Genomic DNA, 14806 nt, shown 5'->3' on the forward strand with positions numbered 1-14806 from the left:
GGCTGGGAAGCTGCCGGGACATGACCCCGTTCGTCCCGGTCACGGGCAGGGGGGACGGTAGGGCAGACCGGGCATCCGGCGGGCCCATTCCGCCGGGCTGATCACAGGGTAGGCGAGCGCGCATGCCTGCCGGGCGGCGCGGCCGGGGTCGGTCTCCCAGAGACGGACGGTCGCGTCGACGCCGCCGGTGGCCAGCGTGCGGCCGTCCGGGCTGAACGCGGCGGCGTACACCCGGTCGGTGTGGCCGCTCAGCGTGACCGTGGCGTCCGGCTGGCCGGCACGCGTGAGGTCCCACAGGTGCACGGTGCCGTCGAAGCCGGCGGAGGCCAGCAGTTGGCCCCCCGGGTGGAAGGTCACGGCGGCGACGGCGCTGGTGTGGCCGATCAACGGCACGGGCGGCCGCCGGGCGGGCCGGGCGGCGATGTCGTGGAGCAGGACCACGCCGTCGGCGCCCGCCGAGGCCAGCCGGCGGCCGTCCGGGCTGAACGCCACGTCGTTGACGGCGTTGCGGTGGCCGGTCAGAGTGGCGGTGACGGCCGGGTGGCGGGTGTCGGTGACGTCCCACAGCCGTACGGTGCGGTCGGCGCCTCCGGTGGCCAGGGTGCGGCCGTCGGGCGAGAAGGCCACCGCGAGGACCGTGTCGCCGTGCCCGGTGACCGTCGCCAGCGGCCGCGGGTGTCGCGGATCGGCGACGTCCCACGTGCGCAGGGTGCGGTCAGCGCCCACGGTGGCCAGGGTCCGCCCGGACGGATCGAAGGCGGCCGAGTACACGTTGTCGGTGTGGGCCTTGATGGTGGAGAGTGGGCTGGCGCGCCGGCCGTCGCGCACCTGCCAGAGCCGGACGGTGAAGTCGAGGCCGGCGGTGGCGAGTACCTTGCCGTCCGGTCGCCACACCGCCCGGACGATGCCATCGGTGTGGCCGACCAGGACGGCCCGTGGCGTGGGCGGGCGCCCGGGGGCCAGGCTCCACAGCCGCGCTGTCCGGCCGGCCCCCGTGACCAGGGTGCGGCCGTCGGGGCTGATGGCGACCGTGTAGACGGTGCCGTCTTGCCCGCCGATCAGCGGCGCCCGCAGGTCCCACAGCCGGATGCTTCCGTCTCTGGAGGTGGTGGCGAGCGTTTCACCGGAGGGCTGGAATTCTGCGGCGAGGACCGTGTCGGCGTGCCCGGTCAGGGTCAGGGGGATGCTCGCGGGCCGCTGGAGGTCCCACAGCCGTACGGTCATGTCGTAGCCGCCGCTGGCGAGGCGCCGGCCGTCCGGGCTGAACGCCAGCGCCGCGACGCCGTTGGTGTGTCCGGTGAGGGTGCCGATCGGCTTCGGCGCCCGCGGGTGGGCGACGTCCCACAGCCGTACCGTGTTGTCGAAGCCGGCGGTGGCGAGCGTGCGGCCGTCCGGGCTGAACCGCGCGGCCAGGATCGCGGCGGTGTGGCCTTCGAGGTCGGCCAGGCGCCGGGGACGGCGCGGGTCGGCGACGTCCCACAGACGCGCGGTGTTCCCGGGCCCGGCGGTGGCCAGGACGTCCGCGGCGGGGGCGAAGACCGCCGTGGTCATCGTGCCGGGCTCGACGGGCAACTCGGCGGCCAGGTGCGGACGCGAGGGGTCGGACACGTCCCACAACCTCGGAACGCCGTCATGGCCCGCCGTCGCCAGGGTGCGGCCGCTCGGGCTGAACGACACGTGCCGGATGCCCTGGGCGTGGCCGGTCAGCACGGCCAGCGGGCGCGGCGCGCGCGGGTCGGCCACGTCCCACAGCCGGACCGTGCGATCGTCACCGGCCGTGGCCAGCACGCGGCCGCCGGGGGCGAACGCCACCGCCAGCACCGCCCCGAGGTGGCCGCGGAGCACCGCCAGAGCCCGCGGACGATGCGGACGGCGCACGTCCCACAGGCGCGTTGTCTGGTCGGTGCTCGCCGTGGCCAGCAGGCGCCCGCCGGGCTGGAACGCGGCCCCGTAGACGGCGTTCTCGTGGCCGGTCAGCAGGGTCGCCGGCATTCCGGCCACCGCGCTGAGCAGGCCGCCTCTGGCCTCGGCGGTGGGGAGCAGCCGGTAGGCGGCCAGGGCGAGCTGCGCGGCCAGGCCCGGGTCGGTGACGCGCAGTGCGCCGGTGTCCGTCGCCGTCTTCCGCGAGAGCGCCTGGTCGCGCTGGTACGTGGCGGTGCGCTCCGCGTCGGCGGCGGCACGCTGCGCGCGTACCGCCACACCGGACGCGACCAGGGCCAGAACCAGCAGGGCCGCGAGCGTGGCGACGGCCTGGTGCAACCGGCGGGTCCGGCGCCGGGACTGGCGAACGCCCGCCTCCAGGAACTCCCGCGCGTCCGCCGGGAGCCGCCCGCCATAGCCGGCGGCCCACTCCTGCGCCGCGACCAGGCGCCCGCCGCGATACAGCGCGTCGGGGTCGCGATGGAGGCGTGCCCAGGCCGCGGCGTCGGCGGCAAGCCGGCGCGCGACGACCAGCCCGGCACGGTCGGCGTCCACCCAGGACCGCAGCAGCGGCCAGGCGCGCAGCAGGGCCTCATGGCTGATCTCGACAGTGTCCTCGCCCGCGGTAATGAGCCGCCGCGCGACGAACCGGTCGAGTACCTCCTCCATCTCGGCCGCCTCCTCGCCGTCGCAGCCGTCGAGCAGCTCGGCCACGGTGGCCCTGCGCCGGGTGTCGGCGGCATCGGGCGCGACATGCACCAGGTGCAGGAAGAGGCGGCGGGCCAGTTCGCGGCGGCGGCCGATGAGCCCGTCGTGGACGGCGTCCGCGCTGGCCGCCACCGCACCCTCGATGCCGCCCACCGCGTGGTAGGCGGCCACGGTCAGGCTCCGGCCCTGACCCTGGCGCCAGGTGGTGTACAGGGCGTGCGACAGCAGCGGGAGCACGCCGACCTCGTGCGCCCCGCCGTCCGCGGCGACACCCCCGGACGGGGCGACCTGCCGCAGCAGCAGCTCGACCAGGCCGTCCTCGATCTCGACGCCGGCACGCCTGGCCGGCTCCACGATGGCCTCGCGCAGTTCGGCCTCCTCCATCGGGCCGACGGCGAGCTGGCCGTCCTGCGCGAGCGCGACCAACTCCGGATGCCGCAACGCCGCCGCGTAGAAGTCGGCACGCAGCCCCAGCAGCACGAGCGCGCCGCCGGGCGGCGCGGCCGCGGCACGCACGGCGGCGATGAAACCGCGCCGCTCCGCCTCGTCCCCGCACTCGGTGAACACCTCCTCGAACTGGTCCACCACCAGCACCAGCGGCCGATCGCCGGCCCCGGCCCGGCCGGCGTACCGGGCGGCGGCCCCGGGATCCTCGCGGACGACCGCGGCGATCTCGCCCGCCGGCACGTCGGCCAGGGCCGCCAGCCGGGCGGCCAACTCGGCCACCGGCCGCGCACCGGGGACGGTCACGACCATCGGCCAGTGCGCGGAATCGGGCAGGGCGCCATCGCGGAGGGCCGCGACCACGCCGGCCCGCAGCAGGGAGGACTTGCCCGACCCGGAGGGCCCCACTACCAGCCGCACGCCTCCGCCCGCCGCCCTCATCCCGGCCACCTGCTCGAGCAGCCGGCCGGTCAGCGCGCGCCGCCCGAAGAACCAGCCCGCGTCCTCCGGCTGGAAGGCGGCCAGCCCCCGATACGGCTCGGGACCGGCGACGCGGCGGCCGGGAGCCCGCCGTACCCGCCGCCAGGCGGCCAGCCACGCGCCGGCCTCCGCCGGATCGGCCACCCCGCACACTTCCAGCACCCGTACCAGCAGGTCACGCGACGACGTGGCCGGTAGTCCGCGGCCCGCGAACCAGTCGCCGAGGGTGCTGTGCGCGCCGTACGCGCCGGCCTTGGTCGCCACTTGCCGTACGGTCAGACCAGCCCGCTCGCGCAGCGACGAGAGCTCGCGCGCGAACTCCTGGCGGGTGGCGATCCTGCCCGGATCAGAACGGCCCGGATCGGCGTCGGCGGACTCGGACACACGGCCTCCTCTGCAGTCATGCGGCTACGCGCCATCGGCCGGCGCCACCTTTATGTCGCTGGCTGATCACAACTGGTTACAGCCGCCCTGTACGGGCTTGTACGGATGATTCGGCGGCCGTTGCGGAGCGGGGGCATGACGCCTCACGGTCGGCATATCGGCGGCCGGTATCCGGAGCCGACCACCCTCACTCCTGGTCCCGGACAAGTCAGTCGAACATTCACGGAGGGTCCACGCCAATGACAGCATCGACTTCCGCTCACGGCCGGCTCGACGTGCGGCGAATACGGCGGCGAGCGGCATCGTTCATCGCATCCGCGCTGATCGTCGCGGCCGTTCTCCCCGCCGACGCGGCCCGCGCCTTCGCGGACGTCGCCGTGAACCTGCAACTGCGCGGCGCCTACGGCTCTGTGAGCATCCGCGTCAACGGATCACCGACCGGCACCTGCTCCGTCTCGAACTGCCAGTACATGGTGCCCGTCGGATCAACCGTGCGATTGACCCCCGACGGAGACATCACTTCCTGGGGTCCCGGGCCCTGCCAGTACGTGTTCGGCACCCAGCCCTGCAGCTTCGCGGCGCTGTCGAACACCAGTTTCCAGGTGGTCTTCCTCGGCTAGGACGTTCCCTTCCCGGCCTTTTCGCAGTCCACCTTTCGATGGATCCTCACGCGAGCAGCCGGCTGTCGGCCTCAGCGTGACACCGACGGCGATGAGATCGGTCAACGTCAAGCGTGGCCGCCCACGGTGATCGGGCCGAGCGTCAGCTGCGGCTCGCCCTCCAGGATCTGTCCGGTGAGCGCCACCTGCTCGTCGAGTTCGCGCAGCTGGGCGGGGGTGAGCTCGCGCAGCGACTCCACCGTGAAGGCCAACCGGCGGCCGGACCGCCGCTGGTGCCACACCCCCGCCACCTGCCCGTCCACGAGCAGCACCGGGAAGTTGCCCGCCTGGCCGCCGTTCAGCGCCCGCGCGGCGGCCGGGCCCGGGTATAGCAGCTCGCGCGGCCTCCCGGCCACGACATAGGCATCGAAGTACGGCAGCAGCCGTACACCCCTCGGCGGCTCGTCCGGTACCTCGGTGTCACCGGCCGCCACCCAGGCCGGAACACCATCGAACAGCACCTGCTCCGGCCCGGCCGCCGCGAAGCCCGCGGCCGCCCACTTGACCGGCGCCCCGATCCACTTGGCGAACTGCTCGGGCGTGGCGGGACCGTACGCCCTCAGATAGGCGTTGACCAGCTCAACCAGACAGTCGTCGACCGGCTTGACTGTGTGGCAATCCGTGGGCGGGGCGATATAGGTGACCTTGCGCCCCCTCGCCGGGCCGAACACGAACGACCCCCGGTGCGCCGCCGTCGCCATGGCCTGCCGCCAGCGCGGCCACATGGTCTGGAAGGCCGGCATGACGAGGTCTCCGGCCCACGGTCCCGTGGTGGCCACGACCGCGTCGCTCAGCTCGTCGATCGTCAGGGCCGCTCCGGTCATCAGCACCTCGCGGATCGCCTCCACGACCTGGTCGGTCTGCGCGGAGGTCAGGCGTACGTCGTGGGCGAACACCGAGTGCGCGACCGGTAGCGTCGACAGGGCTCCCACCCACACCGGCAGGTCGCGGGCGGGCAGCAGGTGTACGGTGCCGCGCGGGCCGTGCGTCTTGACCAGAGTGCGCTCGCCCCACAGCGCCTCGCGCACCCCGGCGCGCGTGACGCCCTCCAGGCGAAGGCCGATCGACAGCTCGGCCGCCGACATCACCTGGGCATGGGCGCCGCACATGGCGGCGACCACGTTTGCCGGAGTGGCGTCCTTCGCGGGGGCGGCCAGGCCGTGCCGCTCCAAACGCCTGGCGCTGACCTGGGACCACGACATCTTCATCATGAGACCGACCCTAGGGAGGAATGCGGCAAGATTCGTTCCGCGTTTCGGGCGGTCGCCGGGCCGTTTGGTTCCGCTTTACGAGCGGGCTCAGGGCCGGTGGGCGCGGACGATGAGGTCGGCGGCTTCGGCGGCGATGGCGTGCCGTCGTGCGGCTGGCAGGGGCAGCATGCCGTACGCCGTCTCGACCCGCGCGTCGGTGATCACCAGGTGCAGGAACTGGCGGGCCGCCCTGGCCGGATCCGGCACCCGCAGCCTGCCGTCACCGTCGCAGGCGCGCAGGTAGTCCCCGACGTCGCTGTCCAGCGACGAGGAACTCGCCCGCCAGGTGCGCTGCAGCTCCGGATGGTGACCCACCTCCGCGATGGTCAGCCGGTGCAGCGCCGCCACTCGCGGCGACAGAGCGATGTCCAGCGTCCGCTCCCCGAGCGCGGTCAGGTCCGCTCCCGGATCGCCGGTGAGGGCTACGGCCTGGCCCGGCGTGCCTCCCATCGCTGACCTTGCCTCCTGGATGGTGGCGAGGAAGAGCTGTTCCTTGTCGCCGAAGTGGCCGTAGACGGTCTGTTTGCCCACGCCCGCCGCCGCGGCGATCGCGTCGACGCTCGCACGGGCGTAGCCCAGGTCGGTGAAGACCTGGATGGCGGCGTCGAGGATGGCCCGGCGCTTGGCCGGTGAGCGTCGCGGGCCGTGGTCGGCCATGGCTTGTCCCCACTTTCGTCGAATAGGTACTAGTCTACGAGACTAGACGGTCTAGTCTAGTTTGGAGGGCGCATGGACGCCGATGTTGTGGTGGTCGGAGCCGGACCTGTGGGTTTGCTGCTCGCCGCCGAGTTACGGCTGGCCGGGGTAACGCCGCTGGTGCTCGACCGGCTCGCCCGGCCGACGAGCGAGCCGAAGGCACGCGGAATCGGGCCGCTGGCCGCGGAGGCGCTGCGCCGCCGCGGGCTGGGGGACGACCTGGCGAAGTTCCAGGAACAGGGGCTCGCCGACAAGGCACGCGACCACGGAAGTGAGAAAGGGCACTTCGCCCAGATCCACAAGATCGACCCCGACCTCCAGGAGGAACCCGAGCGGATCGGCGCGCTGATCTGGCAGCCGGACCTGGAACGGATCCTGACCGAGCACCTGGCCTCGCTCGGCGTCACGGTCCGGCGCGAACACGAGGCGACGGACCTGGACCAGGACGACTCCGGCGTCACCTTGACCGTACGGACGCCGGAGGGGGAGCGGCGCGTCCGCGCGGCGTACGTGGCGGGCTGCGACGGCGGCCGATCGACCGTACGGAAGCTGGCCGGGTTCGACTTCCCCGGCACCGCCCCCACGAGCGTCGTACGGCGGCTGATCGGCGACATCTCGGGCATGGAGCGGCTGCCCGCGCCGGGCTGGCAGCCGGCGGGGATGTTCATGAGCGCGCCCGGCATGGTGGCGACGGTCGAGCACGACGGCTTCCCCGAGGACCGCGACGTGCCGCTGACCGGGGAGGAGATGCGCGACAGCCTGCTCAGGGTGACGGGCGTGGAGGTTGAGGTGACAGCGGTCCGCGACACCCTGCGCTTCACCGACGTCGCCCGTCAGGCGGCTACCTACCGGCTCGGCCGGGTCCTGCTCGCGGGCGACGCCGCCCACGTCCACTCTCCCAACGGCGGCCAGGGACTGAACCTGGGGCTGATGGACGCGGTCAACCTGGGCTGGAAGCTGGCCGCCACGGTCACCGGGCGCGCACCGGACGGCCTGCTCGACACCTACACCGCCGAACGTCACCCCGTAGGCGCCGCCGTCCTGCACAACACCCGCGCCCAGTCGGCGCTGCTGCGACCCGGAGCGCACGCGGCGGCCATGCGCGACATCGTGTCGGACCTGCTCGACCTGCCGGAGGTCAACCGCTACTTCGGGCGGCTGCTGAACGGGCTCGGCACCCGCTACGACCTCCCGTACCCGGCAACCCATCCCCTGGCCGGCCGCCCCTGCCCCGACCTGCGGCTCACGCTGCCTTCCGGCGGCACGCGGGCCCTCGCCGAGCTCGCCACGTCGGGCCGGCCGCTGCTCGTCCACGCGCCGTCGCAGCCCGAGATCGCGCAGGCGGCGGCCGCTTGGCGAGGCGCGCTGGATATCGTCGAGGCGACCGTCGAGGACCGTGACGGCCTGTCGGCCGCCTTCGTCCGCCCCGACGGCACGGTCGCCTGGGCGTCCGGCCCCGGCCCGGCCGACACCACCACCCTGATGGCGGCCTTCCACGCTTGGCTGCCGCCTGCCTGACGCCTCAAGCGGCGGGTCGCTATGGGGCATGGTCGGTGGTCCGTATGGCGTGACGCCTTCTGCCCGGCGGTCGGCGAGGCATGGCCGATCGCCGAGCATCCAGAATTTCTTGACAACAACTTTTTTCGGTGCCATCGTTTCACCATGTACGAAGTGGCGGTGATCGAAGACCCCGCGGCAGCCGAGGCGTCGCTCGACCCGATGCGGTCGAAGCTGCTGGCCGAGCTGGTCGAGCCCGGCTCGGCCACGTCGCTGGCGGCCAGGGTCGGCCTGGCCAGGCAGAAGGTCAACTACCATCTGCGCACGCTGGAGCGGCACGGGCTGGTCGAGCTGGTGGAGGAGCGCAAGAAGGGTAACGTCACCGAGCGGGTGATGCAGGCCACGGCCGCCTCCTTCGTGATCTCCCCGGTCGCGCTGGCCGCGGTGCAGCCCGATCCCGAGAAGGCGCCCGATCGGCTGTCGGCCCGCTGGCTGCTCGCCGTCGCCGCTCAGCTGGTCCGCGACGTCGGGACGCTCATCACCGGCGCCACCGAGGCTCGCAAGCGGGTGGCGACGTTCGCGATCGACGGCGAGGTACGGTTCGCCTCGGCGGCCGACCGCGCGGCCTTCGCCGAGGAACTGGCCGACGCCGTGACCGCGTTGGTGAGCAAATACCACGACGAGACGGCCGAGGGCGGTCGCGACCACCGGTTGGTCGTCGCCGTGCACCCGTCGCTGAAGGAGCGCTGAGGTGGGACATTCCTTCGAGCTTCCCCAGGAGGCCGAGGTCGGGGCGACCCCCGAGGAGGTGTGGGCGGCCATCGCGACCGGCCCCGGCATCGACTCGTGGTTCATGGGCCGCAACGAGGTGGCCGACGGCGTCGTGCGTACCGCCTTCGGCCAGTACATCCCCGAATCGACCGTGACCGCCGAGGAGCCGCCCGCCCGGTTCGCGCACACCAGCGCGACGGCGGAGGACGGCCGGTTCGTCGCCTACGAGTTCCTCGTCGAGGGGCGCGATCAGGGCAGCACCACGCTGCGCATGGTGACCAGCGGCTTCCTGCCGGGCGACGACTGGGAGGCCGAGTTCGAGGCCATGTCCAGAGGGCTGGAGATGTTCTTCGCCACCCTGGTCGCCTACCTGACACATTTCCGCGGCCGGACCGCCACGCCCGTCACCGAGTTCGGGCCGCCCGTCGCCGACTGGCCGCGCGCCTGGGAGATCCTGTACGACGCGCTCGGCACCCCGGGCCACGCCAAGCCGGGCGACACCGTACGGTTCGCGCCCGCCGGGCTCCCCCCGATCGAAGGCGTCGTCTACTACGCCAACGCCCAGACGCTCGGTGTTCGGACCCCGGACGCGCTCTACCGGTTCCTGCAGGGGTTCGGCGGCTCGATGGTCGCCGCGCACCACCTTTTCGCCGGCCCCGGCGACCAAGGACCGGCCTGGCACGCCTGGCTCGATCATCTTTTCGCCGAGCGAAAAGCCTGAACAAGGTCACAGCCCACGTAGAGGACCTGTCGTCGGGCGCCGCCCTGGCCCTGCGCGGCGGGGGAGGCGGTGCCCGGCGAGCGGAGTTCATTCCACCTACGGCGGTCGCGTGACGCTCAGTCCAGTGCGGCCACGTGCTCGGCCAGCGCGGCCGCCAGGGTCCGCTCGCAGGTGGCGGCGTCGTCGGCGGCCCAGCACACGTAGCCGTCGGGCCGCAGCAGCAGGGCGGCCGCGCCCAGGTCGTCCGCGCACTTGGCCCGTACGAGATCGACCCGCGCGGGCAGCCGGAACTCGGCGGGGACGATCCCGGCCAGGTCGAGCAGGACCGCGTGCCCGGCGCCGAACAGCCCGGACAGCCGGGTCGACGCCGAGCCGACGAGCAAGTCGGCGTCCGGCACCCGCTGCCCGGCCAGCGGATGCTCGCCGCCGAGGTCGTAGCCCAGCGACAGGCCGGACATCAGGCCCGCCATGTGGCGGTTGGCGTCCGGCAGCCGCAGCAGGTCGCTGAAGATCTCGCGCAGCGCGGCCACGTCCGCGCTGGGCCGAGGCATGCTCAGTACGCGCTGAGCGGACGTGTGGTGCAGCACCTGGGCGGCCACCGGATGCCGTTCGGCCTGGTAGCGGTCCAGGAGGCCTTCGGGCGCCCGGCCCTGGAGGGTCGCGGCCAGCCGCCAGCCGAGGTTGATCGCGTCCTGCACGCCGAGGTTCAGGCCCTGCCCGCCGAACGGCGGGTGGATGTGCGCGGCGTCGCCCGCGAACAGCACGCGCCCCGCCCGGTAGTCCGCCAGCTGCCGCGTCGCGTCGGTGAAGCGCGAGGAGTTGTCCACCGCGCGCAGCACGGTCTCCTCGCCGTAGACGGCCCGTAGCGCGGTGGCGACCTCCTCCTCCGTGACCGGCGCGTCGCGGTCGTAGTGTCCCTGCTCCTCGCTGCCGAACGTCAGCCGGTAACGCTCGCCACCGATGGGAACCAGCATCGCCCAGTAGCCGCCGCCCTCGCGGACCAGGCTGCTCATGTGGCCCAGCGCCGTGGGGACCGACGCCGACGTGGCGGACAGCCGGACGTCGGCCAGCACCGCCACGAACGTCCCGTCCCGGCCGGGGAAGGGCAGGCCCAGCAGCTTGCGTACGGTGCTCCGCCCGCCGTCGCACGCCACCAGGTAGTCGGCCCTGAACCGCCGCTCACCGGTGCTCACCGTCACCCCGTCGCCGTCCTGCTCGACCGCGGTGACCCCCGCGTCGCGCAGGACGCGCGCGCCCCGGGCGGTCGCGGCCTCCTCCAGGACCTCCTCGATCTCCCACTGAGGAACCGCGATCGGGTACGGATGCCGGGTCCGCCACGGCTCGCAGTCCAGCGGCACCGGCAGGGCCGCGAAATGGCCACCGATCGGTTCGCGTACCAGAGCCCGGCTCAGCAGCGGCTCCACCAGCCCGCGCAGCTCCAGCAGCTCCAGTGTGCGGGGCTGGACGGCGCCGCCCTTCATCTGCTCGATGCGCTGGGGCAGCTTCTCCAGCACGAGCGTGTCGACCCCGGCCAGCGCCAGCTCGTACGCCAGCATCAGGCCGGTCGGCCCGGCACCCGCGATGACCACCTCGAAGTCCTTCATGACCCGCCCTCTTCCCGTGGTTTGATCGTCTGAGTGCGAATATATACCCAGTGCAGAAAAAGTCCAAGTGCAGATTTCTGGTAAGGTGACGAGCGTGACGAACGAGCCCGGACTGCGCGAGCGTAAGAAGCAGCGGACACACGCCGCGATCTCCGAGGCGGCGATCGAGCTGTTCCTGCGGCACGGGTACGACCAGGTGTCGGTGGCCCAGGTGGCGGAGGCGGCCGAGGTGTCCAGGCGCACGCTGTTCGCCTACTTTCCGGCCAAGGAAGATCTCGTGGTGCAGCGGTTCGCCGACCACGAGACGGAGAGCGCCCGGGTGGTCGAGTCCCGCGCGGCGGACGTCACACCGCTGGAGGCGCTGCGGGTGCACTACCTCGACGCGCTGGCCAGGCGTGATCCGGCCAGCGGGCTCAACGACATACCCGCGATCGTGGCGCTCTACCGGATGGTCTTCGAGACCTCGTCGCTGGCGGCCCGGATGCACCGGTTCCAGGCGGCGGCCGAGCAGGCACTCGCCAATGCGCTGCGGGAGACGGCGGGCGTCGATGAGCTCAGCGCCCGCGTGGCGGCCGTCCAGATCCAGGCGGTCCACTGGACGCTGACGATTGACAACGCCATGCGGCTGGCGGGCGGCGAGAGCGCGGACGAGCGCTACCCGGGCGCGGTGAGCGACGCCGAGCGGGCATACGCCCTGCTGGCCAACGGGCTGGGCCACCTGGGCGCGCCAGACCGGGCCTGAGCCCCCTGGGCGCCGCCGTTCGGCGAATCGGGGAGCGGCGTGGAGAGCGGTCGCCGGTCGGTGAATCGAGGAGCGACGTACCGGGTGAACCGGGTCATGGGTGGCTGCCGTTCGGTAACGGCAGCCACCGTTGTTCGTTACGCCGCGAGGGCGTTCTCCAGGAGTGGCCGGTGGCGCAGCATCCACGCCGCCGCCCGCGCCTGCCAGGCCAGGGCCCACAGCGGGTCCGGGTCCGTACTCTCGGGCGTGATCCGCGACTTGACCGCCACGAACGCGCAGTCACGGATGGCGAACTCGATCATCCGCGTGACGAAGACGGTCCCGTGTTCCGATGGCTGATGATCGCATCGGGCGCGGAGCTGTGGAACGGCCACCGCTGCCACACCGCGTCCGGCGGCGGCCGGAACCCGGCCGTCGCGTCGTGGAGTTCGCGCAGCAGGCGGCCCGCCTGCCACACGCCCTCGTCGGACCAGGCGTGCGGATGGACGAAGTCGCCGTCGATGTAGGTCACGGCGTCTCGTCCCTCCTCGTCGTAACCGTCGCCGACCAGGCGGGGGCTCCCGCTGAAGCCCGCGTTCTCCAGGTGCAGCAGCAGCGCGTGGACGCTGTCCGTCCACGGCCCGGCCGGGCGCAGCACGACGTCGCCGTGCCGGACCACCGGCGTGGGATTGCCCTCGGCGCCCAGCAGGGGCTCGAAGGATGGTTGGGAAGACACTCTTGCTCCTCGTGATCGTGATGGAAGATCACTCCAACGCGAGGAGCCCGGTACGCCTCAGGCGACCTCTCGCGTCGAAGTGTGAGCCGAGACTTCGCCGAGGACCTTGGTGGCCATGTGCCACACCTCCTGCCGGATCGCGGGGTACCGTCCTGGCCGACGCTGCCACAGCCGGGGAGGGCTGAGCAACGCATTTGTCCGCCGGTGCGGAGAAGCCCGGCGGGCGTGGCAATTCGGGTCGTGACCGCTTTCGGTCGGCATCGGGTTTGGACCGGTATCGGGTTTAGGCCGGTATCGTCGTCAGGCGTCGGGCCGATGATCTAGGGGGATCCGTGACCGAGCCGAGCCTGCTGTGCGTGCACGCGCATCCTGACGACGAGGCGTTGTGGACCGGTGGAACGCTTGCCCGGTTCGCCGACGCGGGCGCCAGGACGGGCGTCGTCACCTGCACGTGGACCGAGGGCACGCGCCGGGTCGCCGAGCTGGCGCGCTCGCTGGAGATCCTCGGCGCGGGCGAGCCGCGGCTGCTCGGGTACGCCGATGGCAACGCCGGGCTGTCGGCGCCGGGCGCCGCCCGCTTCGTCGACGCGCCGCTGGACGAGGCGGTCGGGCGGCTGGTCGGGCACATCCGAGACTTCCGGCCCGATGTGGTGATCACCTATGACGGGTACGGCGGTTACGGCCATCCGGATCATGTCCACACGCACCGGGTGACCCTGGCGGCCGTCGAAGCCGCCGGGTACGACCAGCTCTATCCCACCGCCGGCCCAGCGTGGCGGCCGGGTGCGCTCTATCTGGTGACCCTGCCCCGGTCGATCGTACGGTCCGCCTGGGAGGACCTCTTCGGAGCCGCGCCCGGCGGCGACCAGACGCTTCCCGGGATACCCGACGACGAGATCACCGCCACCGTGGACGTCCAGCCATGGGTGGAGCGCAAGTGGGCGGCGGTGCGGGCGCACGAGTCGGAGATCGAGCGCGGCGCGTCGATGGGGCTGCTGACCGCGCTGCCCGAGGCGACACGCGACCGGCTGCTCGCCACCGAGTGGTACACCGGCGGCGACCCGAAGCTCAGCCTGCTGGTCTGACGCCCGCGCGAGCGATGGCCGCCTCGATCCCGTCGAGGACCACGGTGAGCCCGGCGGCGAAGGCCGGTCGCGCCTTGTCTTCCAGGTATGTCGTGGCCTGCCCGGACCGCGGGGTTTCACGGGACGGTGGGGGAGGCGGGTCGTCGGTCTCGATCCAGGCGACCATCGGGAATCGTTCGGCGAAACCGGGGGCGACCTCTTCGAGCAGGGCCGATCGGGCGTACCACCACTCCTCGTCGGACACCCCGGTCGCCGCCGGCGCCTGCCGTGACTCCGCGACCGTCCTGGCCGCGCCCCGGACGAAGTCGGTCAGCAGCGAGACGACGCCCCGCAGCGGTCCGGCGCGCAGCCCGGTCGCGCGCAGGACGCCCACCATCGTCTCCATCATCACGAACTCGTTGGGCCCCAGCACCGGCCGCGCCTGCGACACCTGCAGCACCCACGGATGACGTACGTAGAACGCCCGGACGTCCTCGGCCCACGACGTCACGGCCGCCCGCCAGCCCGGTCCGAGGTCGTAGCCGGTGGGCAGCTCGGCCAGGGCGCGGTCGTGCATCAGGTCGATCAGCTCGCTCTTGCTGGGCACGTACGTGTAGAGGGCCATCGCCGTACGGCCGAGGCGTTCGCCCACCGCGCGCATGGACAGGGCCGCCATGCCCTGCTCGTCGGCGACCGCGATCGCGGCGTCCACGATCATGTCCACGCTCAGCCCCGGCTTGGGGCCGGGACCGGTGCGCGGCTCCGGCCCCGTCGCCCGCCACAGCAGGGCCATTGAGCGGCGCGCGTCTCCCTGGCCGGCGAAGACCACCACCTGACAACCCCCTGCGGACGCGATAATCCCTAACGCCATAATCTCCTTACGCCATAAGGATATCAGCGGTGATCGCCGAAGCGCGGAACGGTGCGCGGTGGCTGCCGGGGCAGGCTGATCAGGCGCAGGCCGGCCGACACCATGGTCCAGCCGAGCGCCGTCACGCCGGCCGCCCACCTGGGCGGGAGCTCACGCCGGCAGTCTCGGAGCAGGCGCCACCTGGTGGCCTCGGCCCGTAACTCGGCGGCCCTGTGGCGTTCGGTGTAGAGGTGCATGTCGGGGTGCATGTGCCGACCTCCTGGAAGTCTCGGGGGCCATG

Annotated in this window: 14 protein-coding genes; 6 read left to right on the forward strand and 8 right to left on the reverse strand. The window is 72.9% G+C overall.

The features are described from left to right. Positions 1–39: 39 nt before the first annotated feature. Positions 40–3936 (reverse strand): helix-turn-helix domain-containing protein, encoded by a 3897-nt coding sequence (locus ACGFJ2_RS46475; protein WP_393479569.1) that lies wholly within the window; start codon positions 3934–3936, stop codon positions 40–42. 239 nt (positions 3937–4175) lie between these two features. On the opposite strand from ACGFJ2_RS46475, the gene ACGFJ2_RS46480 reads away from it, so the two are divergent. Then, positions 4176–4556 carry a hypothetical protein gene (locus ACGFJ2_RS46480; RefSeq protein ID WP_393479572.1) on the forward strand — a complete coding sequence of 127 codons (381 nt, stop codon included), beginning with the start codon at positions 4176–4178 and terminating at the stop codon, positions 4554–4556. A gap of 107 nt (positions 4557–4663) precedes the next feature. On the opposite strand, the gene ACGFJ2_RS46485 is transcribed toward ACGFJ2_RS46480, so the two are convergent. Together ACGFJ2_RS46485 and ACGFJ2_RS46490 are read right to left on the reverse strand one after the other, a co-directional pair. Further along, entirely contained in the window at positions 4664–5806 is a 1143-nt protein-coding gene (locus tag ACGFJ2_RS46485; RefSeq protein ID WP_393479575.1) for a winged helix DNA-binding domain-containing protein, read from the reverse strand. 87 nt (positions 5807–5893) lie between these two features. Continuing rightward, positions 5894–6502 (reverse strand): TetR/AcrR family transcriptional regulator, encoded by a 609-nt coding sequence (locus ACGFJ2_RS46490; protein WP_393479577.1) that lies wholly within the window; start codon positions 6500–6502, stop codon positions 5894–5896. Between the two features lie 72 nt (positions 6503–6574). On the opposite strand from ACGFJ2_RS46490, the gene ACGFJ2_RS46495 reads away from it, so the two are divergent. From ACGFJ2_RS46495 to ACGFJ2_RS46505, 3 genes are all read left to right on the forward strand, one after another. Next, on the forward strand, positions 6575–8059 hold the full coding sequence (locus ACGFJ2_RS46495) for an FAD-dependent monooxygenase (protein WP_393479580.1): 1485 nt from the start codon (positions 6575–6577) through the stop codon (positions 8057–8059). A 144-nt stretch (positions 8060–8203) separates the two neighbouring features. Continuing rightward, positions 8204–8788, forward strand: a complete 585-nt coding sequence (locus ACGFJ2_RS46500; protein ID WP_357649752.1) for a helix-turn-helix domain-containing protein — start codon at positions 8204–8206, stop codon at positions 8786–8788. A 1-nt stretch (position 8789) separates the two neighbouring features. Then, positions 8790–9530 carry an SRPBCC domain-containing protein gene (locus tag ACGFJ2_RS46505; protein ID WP_357951961.1) on the forward strand — a complete coding sequence of 247 codons (741 nt, stop codon included), beginning with the start codon at positions 8790–8792 and terminating at the stop codon, positions 9528–9530. 116 nt (positions 9531–9646) lie between these two features. Here ACGFJ2_RS46505 and ACGFJ2_RS46510 read toward each other — a convergent pair whose 3' ends face one another. Continuing rightward, a complete protein-coding gene (locus ACGFJ2_RS46510) occupies positions 9647–11134 on the reverse strand; it encodes an FAD-dependent monooxygenase (protein ID WP_358186467.1) in 1488 nt (495 codons plus the stop codon). Between the two features lie 94 nt (positions 11135–11228). On the opposite strand from ACGFJ2_RS46510, the gene ACGFJ2_RS46515 reads away from it, so the two are divergent. Continuing rightward, on the forward strand, positions 11229–11876 hold the full coding sequence (locus ACGFJ2_RS46515; RefSeq protein WP_357951964.1) for a TetR family transcriptional regulator: 648 nt from the start codon (positions 11229–11231) through the stop codon (positions 11874–11876). Positions 11877–12013: 137 nt separating this feature from the next. Here ACGFJ2_RS46515 and ACGFJ2_RS46520 read toward each other — a convergent pair whose 3' ends face one another. Then, on the reverse strand, positions 12014–12178 hold the full coding sequence (locus tag ACGFJ2_RS46520) for a hypothetical protein (RefSeq protein WP_393479584.1): 165 nt from the start codon (positions 12176–12178) through the stop codon (positions 12014–12016). Then, the gene (locus ACGFJ2_RS46525) at positions 12175–12591 is read right to left on the reverse strand and encodes a hypothetical protein (protein ID WP_393479587.1); all 417 of its coding nucleotides are present in this window, start codon (positions 12589–12591) and stop codon (positions 12175–12177) included. The genes ACGFJ2_RS46520 and ACGFJ2_RS46525 overlap by 4 nt, the downstream gene beginning before the upstream one ends. Before the next feature lie 332 nt (positions 12592–12923). Here ACGFJ2_RS46525 and ACGFJ2_RS46530 point away from each other — a divergent pair, with 332 nt between their 5' ends. Next, complete coding sequence (locus tag ACGFJ2_RS46530) at positions 12924–13676, forward strand: PIG-L family deacetylase (RefSeq protein WP_357951968.1); 753 nt, start codon at positions 12924–12926, stop codon at positions 13674–13676. Here ACGFJ2_RS46530 and ACGFJ2_RS46535 read toward each other — a convergent pair. Next, positions 13660–14487: a TetR/AcrR family transcriptional regulator gene (locus ACGFJ2_RS46535; RefSeq protein ID WP_357951970.1), complete on the reverse strand. Its 828-nt coding sequence runs from the start codon at positions 14485–14487 to the stop codon at positions 13660–13662. The genes ACGFJ2_RS46530 and ACGFJ2_RS46535 overlap by 17 nt on opposite strands. Before the next feature lie 62 nt (positions 14488–14549). Continuing rightward, positions 14550–14774 (reverse strand): hypothetical protein, encoded by a 225-nt coding sequence (locus tag ACGFJ2_RS46540; protein WP_393479591.1) that lies wholly within the window; start codon positions 14772–14774, stop codon positions 14550–14552. Positions 14775–14806: the final 32 nt, after the last annotated feature.

The sequence above is a fragment of the Nonomuraea sp. NPDC049028 genome, assembly GCF_043197735.1.
GTDB lineage: Bacteria > Actinomycetota > Actinomycetes > Streptosporangiales > Streptosporangiaceae > Nonomuraea.